Below are 8,245 nucleotides of genomic sequence, written 5' to 3'. Positions count from 1 at the left end.
TCTGCATCCTCTGCCCATTCCTCGGCCTGCACCTCTTCTTCCTATTCCATATCCACAGTTATAACCTGCAGTTGTTGCAGCTTCTTCTTTTGTACAATTACCTAGACCTCTTCCAGTCAATGGTCCCATTCCTTCTGGGCCGGTTCTATCTCTATATGACATTTTAAATCCTCCTTCTTTTAATTGGGTATATGCTACTTATGTTTTAATTATAGCATGTATTTGGCATATGTCAATAACCTTTCTGAAGTTTTTTTGCTTCAGCTTACGCGACTAATGTGACATAGCCGCTTTATCAAGTATAATTGTTACTAAATTATTAAATAATTGTTATTAACTGCTTGGCTTATTGTAAATGGTTTTTCGCTATAGTATAATTAATTTAAATTGGGGAGGTTAGTATATGTACAGAATAATAACTGATTCAGCCTGTGATTTGAAAGTTGAATTAATTAAGCAATATAAAATAGAAATGATACCGATATATATATATAATGAGGATAAGGAATATAGGGACAAGGTTTCCATTATGCCAGAAAAGATGTATAGCATGATGGATGAGGGTGCATTTTTCAAAACAGCCCAGATTCCTCCAAAAATATTTGAAGACAGTTTCAGAAATCACCTGTCCAAGGGAGATAAATGCTTGTATATAGGATTTTCATCAGGTATATCAAGTACCTTTAATTCGTCTGTGGTTGCTAGAGAAAATGTTTTAAAGGATTATCCCAAAGGAGAGATAATAGTATTTGATTCAAGGCTAACCTGCGGAATGCTTGGATTGGCAGTATTGGAAGCTGCTAAAATGCTTGATGCAAACAGAGGTATTGAAGAAATAATTGATATGCTAGAACACTACAGGGACCACGGAGAACATATATTCACAGTGGATAACATTGAGTATCTATTTAAAGGAGGAAGGGTCAGCAGGACCAGCGCAATAATAGGTGGAATGCTCAATATCAAGCCAATACTGGAAATCAGGGATGGCAAGCTTGAAATTCTTGAAAAGACAAGGGGAAGAAAAAAGGCCCTGAACAGGATGTCTGATATTATAAAGGAAAGAAACCATAATATTTGTGAACAGACTGTGGCTGTAGGACACAGCAACGATATGAAATCCAAGGATTTATTAATTGAAAAGATTACAAGGGAAACTGAGTGCCAAAACTATATAATTGAATATATGGGTGGTGCGATAGCTGCACATACGGGACCGGGTATACTTGCAGTTTTCTTTCTTAATAAGTTATATAACGAGTAAATGTAAAAAAATCAATTTTATGGAACAAATAATTAATTATAATCGTCTATATTAAAGAATGGGGTGGATATTTTGAATGAAGCAGAGCTTTTATTGATAAAAAGAAGTCAAAAAGGGGACATTGACTCCTTCGAAACTCTAATCAAGGATTACAAGAAAATAGCATATAATATTGCCTTAAAGTTTTTAAGGAACAAAGAGGATGCTGAAGATGTTTCTCAGGAGTCTTTGATTAAGGTATTCAAAAATATTGAAAAGTTCAATATGAATTCATCCTTCAAGACATGGATGTACAGAATAGTGGTGAATTCCTGCCTTGATTTTAAAAGGAAAAAGAAGGAAAACACGGTTTCTGTCGACCAGCCCATTCATTCAGGATATGATGAATTCTACATGGAATTGGAAGATAAGGAGTCGTCACCTGAAAAGATTATTGACAGAAAATTTACTTCTGAAATAGTTATGGGGGCAATAGAAAAACTGGACGATGACTTCAAGACGGTAATAATATTGCGGGATATCAATGATTTCAGCTATAGCGAAATATCAAAGATTCTCACCTGTAATATAGGAACTGTTAAATCAAGGATAAGCAGGGGACGACAAAAGTTAAAGGAAATACTTGAAGAAAATATGAAAGATTATAATTAATTGGATGGTGATCGTATGATTTGCAAAGAATGCAGACAGAAAATTTCACTTTACCTGGACAATGAGCTGACTGAAGAAGAAAAGACTGAATTTGAAAATCATGTATCGGAATGTGAAGACTGCAGGAATGAGCTTGATAAAATAAAAAGAATAGTAAAAGAACTTAACAGTATACCTATGGAGGAATTGCCGGAAGGCTATTGCAAGAACCTTCATATGAAGTTGAAGGAAGCTAGGCCCGAGGAAAAGAAAACAAAGAAGCGATTTGGGATAAGGAAAATGTCTGCAATAGCGGCAGCCCTTATAATAGTGCTGATGGTTCCTGTGGCACTCAACAGTGGGAAAATGGGAATGCAGAAAAATGAAATAATGGACAGTGCTCCCGCTGAATATTCCATGGAATTTGCTGAAGAACCATCTGAACCTCGTGCACCAGATATGGAATACGGAGCTACAGACTCTAATATGGCTAAAAGCTATGATGATGGTGATTATGCAACTACAGATGAAAGGGAAGGAAATGCAGAATATGACGACAAGGTTGCAGTTACTTCAAATGAAGGATATAGGGATAGAGAGCTTAAGATAGTTAAAAACGGCTATGTTTCCATTGAAACAGAAGACTACGACCTTTTCATATCAGAGATAAAGGGGAAAGTCAATTTCTACGGTGGATATATAGAAGCTTTTGAAACCTATTCAAACAACTACTATTACTATGACTATGAAAAAGGTGAAAACATAAATCTTAAAAATGGATATATGACTGTAAGAGTACCTCAGGAAATATTTAATGAAGCATATGGCTTCATTACTGAAGAGGGAGATCTTGTTGAAGTAACAAGTGAAAGAACCAATGAAACGGACATGACAAAATCCTACTATGATACTGAAAGCAAGGTTGTAAACCTTGAAGCTCAGGAAACAAGACTGAGAGAACTTTTAGTCATGGCTGAAAACATTCCTGAAATCATGCAGATAGAAAATGAGCTGACAAGGGTAAGAAACCAGATAGATGGATACAGATTGAATTTAAGCGATATAGACTATAGGTCATCAATGTCAACGATTCATATTGAAATAAGAGAAATATACGACAATGACAAGATTAAGCCTGTTGGGGACAATCTTTGGGAAAGAGCAAAAGAAAGCTTTACAAGGACAGTAAATAATCTTATAGATTCACTGGAAGGCTTTGTAGTATTTGTATTCGGATTTATTCCGTTGCTGGCAGTACTCCTCGTTGCAGGGCTTATAATATATCTCATAGTTATGGCGGTAACAAGAAAGATGAGAAAATAAGAAATAAAAGGCGGTTATACCGCCTTTTTCTTTGTGAAATATGTTAAAATGAATTCAAAAACAAATACAGGAGATATATATGGAGAAGAAAAGATTTTTAATATTAGACGGAAATAGTATACTGTTCAGGGCTTTTTATGCTCTGCCTCCATTGAAAAACAAAAAAGGAATATATACAAATGCAGTTTACGGATTTTTAAGCATGATGTACAAGCTTTTGGACGATTACAAGCCAGATTATATTGTTACGGCTTTTGACCCAAAGAAACCTACTTTCAGACATGAAAAATACAAGGAATATAAAGCTGGAAGGGCCAAAGCTCCAGACGAGCTTGTGATGCAGTTCGGACTCATAAGGGATGTTCTTGATCTTCACGGAATCAAGCATATTGAAATAGAAGGCTACGAGGCAGATGATGTTGCTGGAACGCTGTCAAAGTTTGCATCAGCCCAGGGAGTGGAAGTGTACATGGTTACAAGCGACAGGGACTACCTTCAGCTTGTTGACGAGGATGCATATGTATTGATTACAAAAAAAGGTGTAACAAACACCGTTAAATACACCAGGGAACTTATGGATGAGGAATATGGAATGACTCCAGAACAGTTCATAGATCTCAAGGCTTTAATGGGGGACAGCTCCGACAATATACCGGGAGTCAAGGGTGTAGGTCAAAAAACAGGAATGAAGCTTATCCACCAATTTAAGACTCTTGAAGGAATCTATGAAAATCTGGAAGAGGTAAAGGGAAAGTTGAAGGATAAGCTGGAATCTGAAAAAATGCAGGCATACATGAGTAGGGACCTTGCAACTATAGTAACAGAAATTCCTATGGACTGTACAATGGATGACTTTCTTTACAAGGAAGCAGACAGCGAAAAGCTTATGGAGATGTACAAGGAGTATGGCTTCAGGCAGTTCATGAACAGGATAAAATCAGAGGATAAGCAACTGTCTCTTTTCTCAGTGAATCATAAGAATAATATTGAAGAGAAGAAAACAGAAGTGAAAAAAGTTGATGTTGTGGAAACTGACAGCAATAATCTTTTTAAGGAAATAAGTTCTGCAAAGACAATGGCATTGAAAATTTTATATGATGGTGACAGGGCGCTTTATTCAAAACCTGTAGCTATGGGTATTATGACTGATGATAAAAGAGTATTATACCTAGAAGATAAGTTGGAAGAATCCATTAACACCATTAAGGAATTACTTGAGAATCCGGCTATCGAAAAATTCAGTCATGACATTAAGGATGAAATAATTATTCTTGATAAGCTTGGAATAAGCCTAGAAGGTGTAAAGTTTGATACTATGATAGGTAAATATCTATTAGAGCCATCGGAGTCTTCATATGCCATCGACAAGCTTGTATTTGAATATTTAGATTGGGATATAAAAAATGAAAAAGACTACCTAGGCTCAGGTAAAAACAAGAAGGTTTTTTCAGGTCTTGAAATTGAGGAAAGAAAGGAATTTTTGTCAAATCAATTGTCTGGCATATGGAATATCAAGGATGATATCGAAAAGCAGATTATGGAAGCCGATATGGACATCCTGTACAATGAGATTGAATTACCTCTTGTAGAGATAATGGCTTCCATGGAAATAATCGGATTTAAGATCAATACGGAAGAGCTTAAAGCCATTGGAGAAAAACTAGGAAGAAAGATAGAAATTCTTGAAGAGATAATACATGACTTCGCAGATGAGGATTTCAATATAAATTCACCGAAACAACTTGGAGAAATACTTTTTGATAAACTTGGGCTTCCAGCTTTGAAAAAAACAAAAACAGGATATTCAACAAATGCAGAAGTTCTTGAAAAGCTAAAGTCAAAGCATCCTATAATTATAAAGATACAGGAATACAGACAGCTTGCAAAGCTTAAATCTACCTATGTTGAAGGACTTTTAAATGTTGTGGACAAGGAAACCGGAAGGGTGCACTCGTCTTTTAAACAAACAATAGCGAGTACTGGAAGAATAAGCTCAACTGATCCCAATCTTCAAAATATTCCCGTAAAAACTGAAGAAGGAAGAGAACTCAGAAAGATATTTGTTCATGAAGATGGAAGAAAATTAGTTGATGCCGACTATTCCCAGATTGAATTGCGAGTACTGGCCCATCTGTCAGATGATGAGAACCTTATAGGTGCTTTTATAAATAACGAAGATATTCATAGAAAAACCGCTGCCCAGGTATTCCATGTGGAAGAAGATGAAGTTACATCCATAATGAGAAGCAGAGCAAAAGCTGTTAATTTTGGAATAGTATATGGAATAAGTGATTATGGTCTTAGTAGGGATCTTGATATACCTAGAAAGGAATCAAAAGAATATATTGAAAACTATTTGAACTTTTTTGGTGGGGTAAAAGATTATATGGACAATATAGTCAAGCAGGGAAAAAAGGATGGATATGTTGATACAATATTCGGCAGGAGAAGGTATATACCTGAGCTTGAGTCAAGAAACTTCAATATCAGGGCCTTTGGTGAAAGGATGGCGCTTAATACACCCGTACAGGGAACAGCTGCTGATATAATTAAAAAAGCCATGATAAACGTCTATTTCAAACTTAAGAACAACAACATGAAATCAAGGCTTATTCTTCAAATTCATGATGAATTAATAATAGAAACAGTGGAGGAAGAACTTGAAGAAGTTAAGGTTATTTTGAAAGAGGAAATGGAGAATGCTGCCGAGCTAAAAGTTCCATTAACTGTAGATATGAATATTGGAGATACATGGTATGATACTAAATAAAAGACTAATAGTAATAACTGGTGGTATAGCTACTGGAAAGAGTACTGTTTCTAGAATGTTGTCTGAGAGAGGCTATGAAGTACTTGATTCAGACAAAATTGTCCACGAGCTATACAACAGAGGTTCAATAATCCATACTGAACTTGTTGAGGAATTTGGTCCTGAAATACTTGATTACAATGGGGAAATAGATAGAAAGAAACTTGTTAAAATTGTTTTTTCTTCTGAAGATAAAAGAAGAATAATCAATGGAATTGTACACAAGGCTGTAATTGAAGAGCTTAACAACTGTGTTGAAATAAGTAGTGAAAACCTGGTATTTCTTGATATACCACTTGCAATTGAAGAGCTTGTCAATTTAAAGAAATACGGACTAGTATATGATGAAATATGGCTTGTATATTCAGATAGAAAGACACAGCTTGAAAGACTTCTATTAAGAGATAACAGAGGAATGAAGGAGTCGGTCAAGATTATAGATTCTCAAATGGATATTGAAGAAAAGAAAAAGCATGTTGACAGGATAATCGACAACGGTTCTACATTGGAAAATCTTATGTTAAATCTTGATAATCTATTGGAAAATCAAGGCAATATGGACTAAAATACTAAAAGGTGCTAGGAAATATTTTGAAATATGATATAATGATGCGGTATAATTTTTCAAGGGAGAGTATTCAATGCAAATTAAAAGCTTAAATGATATTAAAGATATAGAAATAGGCGAGGAAGACAAGCGTCTTTTCTCGGCAAATCATGAAGAAATATATTCAGGCATGACAACTGATGTATATTTCGTTAGAACAATGGATATTTTAAGGGAAATGAACCTTGAGGACAGTATTGTAACAGCGGAAATTTTCGCTAGGAAGAAAGGTATATTTGCTGGAATAAACGAAGTTTTTGAAATACTTAAGGACAAGGACATTGAACTTTGGGCGGTTGAAGAAGGCTCTGAATTTGAGATAAAGGACACTCTTGTTAGAATAACAGGTAAATACAGCGAGTTTGCAATATATGAATCTGTAATACTTGGATGTCTTGCAAGTCCTTCGGGATGGGCAACTGCTGCTAACGAGGTAAAAAAAGCATGTGGAGATTCGACTTATTCTGTATTCGGAACAAGACATCTACATCCTGCCGTTGCTCCTGTAATGGAAAGAGCAGCCTATATTGGTGGAGCAGGATCAGTAAGCAATATACTGACAGGTAAGAAACTTGGAATAGAGCCTATGGGAACACTGCCTCATGCATCATTCCTTATTGCTGGAGATACATTGAAGCTTGCCAAGGTATATAATGATATAATGCCTCCTGAACATAAGAGGATTGTACTAATAGACACTTTCAAGGATGAAGTGGAGGAAGCTTTAAGAGTTGCTTCTGAACTTGGAAAGAATCTTTATGCTATAAGACTTGACACTCCAAGTGAAAGAGGAGGAGTAAGTCCTGCCCTTGTGAATGAAGTAAGACAGCACCTTGACCTTCAGGGATATAACTGGGTTAAGATCTTTGTCTCTGGAGGACTTCATCCGGAAAAGATTAAAAGTCTAAAGGCAGCAGGAGCGGATTCCTTTGGAGTTGGCAGCTATATATCTGGAGCATCGGCAATTGACATGACAATGGACATCAAGGAAGTAAACGGAAAGCCCATAGCAAAGCGTGGTAGACTTCCAGGCAAGGTTGAAAACAAAAATCTTAAAAAACTTATTTAAATATAAGCAGACAAGAAAGCAGCTACGCTGCGTTAAATGCGTAAGCATTTATTAAGAGGTCGTAGAAAGTTTCCTTATAAGTGTAATACCAACGTTTCAAGGGATTACACATTTTTAACTTTCTTAGACTAGCACAAAACACCTTGAAACGTTGGTGTTTTGCTACCGGTACAACAATCTTTCATATTATAAAAGAGATGATTGTTGGTAGCTATTAGAATCTAAGTGATAGACAGCTTAGTCCACCGTCAATCTTTTGGAATTCTGTCATTTCTATAAGTTTTAAATCGTAGTTCAAGTCTTCCAAAATCTTCTGAAGCTTTGGAAATCCTGCCGGCATTATTATATGATCGTTTATCCTTACACAGTTTGCAGCATACATTTCATCCTCGGGAACCAGGATTTTCTCAAATTTTTCGAAATCCGGGTGAGTAATAAATTCTCCAGCTACAAGAACCCTATTATCTCCTATATAGTTTACTCCCGACTTAAGGTGGAACATCTCCTTAAGTGGTACAACAGATCCTGTATATCCATGCTTCT

At 35.9% G+C, this 8,245-nt stretch carries 7 protein-coding genes and 1 pseudogene; 6 read left to right on the top strand and 2 right to left on the bottom strand.

What is annotated here, in order from left to right:
• Positions 1 to 162, bottom strand: a 162-nt coding sequence (locus AC3AX0_RS03575; protein WP_487548932.1) for a DUF5320 domain-containing protein, incomplete at its 3' end; no start/stop codon positions are given.
• Positions 163 to 403: 241 nt separating this feature from the next.
• Here AC3AX0_RS03575 and AC3AX0_RS03570 point away from each other — a divergent pair.
• From AC3AX0_RS03570 to AC3AX0_RS03545, 6 genes are all read left to right on the top strand, one after another.
• A complete protein-coding gene (locus tag AC3AX0_RS03570; protein WP_487548931.1) occupies positions 404 to 1,264 on the top strand; it encodes a DegV family protein in 861 nt (286 codons plus the stop codon).
• Between the two features lie 72 nt (positions 1,265 to 1,336).
• Positions 1,337 to 1,915, top strand: a complete 579-nt coding sequence (locus AC3AX0_RS03565) for an RNA polymerase sigma factor (RefSeq protein ID WP_487548930.1) — start codon at positions 1,337 to 1,339, stop codon at positions 1,913 to 1,915.
• A gap of 15 nt (positions 1,916 to 1,930) precedes the next feature.
• Positions 1,931 to 3,217 (top strand): DUF4349 domain-containing protein, encoded by a 1,287-nt coding sequence (locus AC3AX0_RS03560; protein ID WP_487548929.1) that lies wholly within the window; start codon positions 1,931 to 1,933, stop codon positions 3,215 to 3,217.
• Between the two features lie 79 nt (positions 3,218 to 3,296).
• The gene (polA, locus tag AC3AX0_RS03555) at positions 3,297 to 5,987 is read left to right on the top strand and encodes a DNA polymerase I (RefSeq protein WP_487548928.1); all 2,691 of its coding nucleotides are present in this window, start codon (positions 3,297 to 3,299) and stop codon (positions 5,985 to 5,987) included.
• On the top strand, positions 5,974 to 6,591 hold the full coding sequence (gene coaE / locus AC3AX0_RS03550) for a dephospho-CoA kinase (protein WP_487548927.1): 618 nt from the start codon (positions 5,974 to 5,976) through the stop codon (positions 6,589 to 6,591). The genes polA and coaE overlap by 14 nt, the downstream gene beginning before the upstream one ends.
• A gap of 76 nt (positions 6,592 to 6,667) precedes the next feature.
• Complete coding sequence (locus AC3AX0_RS03545) at positions 6,668 to 7,702, top strand: nicotinate phosphoribosyltransferase (RefSeq protein WP_487548926.1); 1,035 nt, start codon at positions 6,668 to 6,670, stop codon at positions 7,700 to 7,702.
• A 214-nt stretch (positions 7,703 to 7,916) separates the two neighbouring features.
• Here AC3AX0_RS03545 and AC3AX0_RS03540 read toward each other — a convergent pair.
• A pseudogene (locus tag AC3AX0_RS03540) lies at positions 7,917 to 8,245 on the bottom strand (N(G),N(G)-dimethylarginine dimethylaminohydrolase); the annotation flags it as partial.

The organism is Dethiosulfatibacter sp. (genome assembly GCF_983023055.1).
This window is presented reverse-complemented; position numbering and strand designations above follow the sequence as displayed.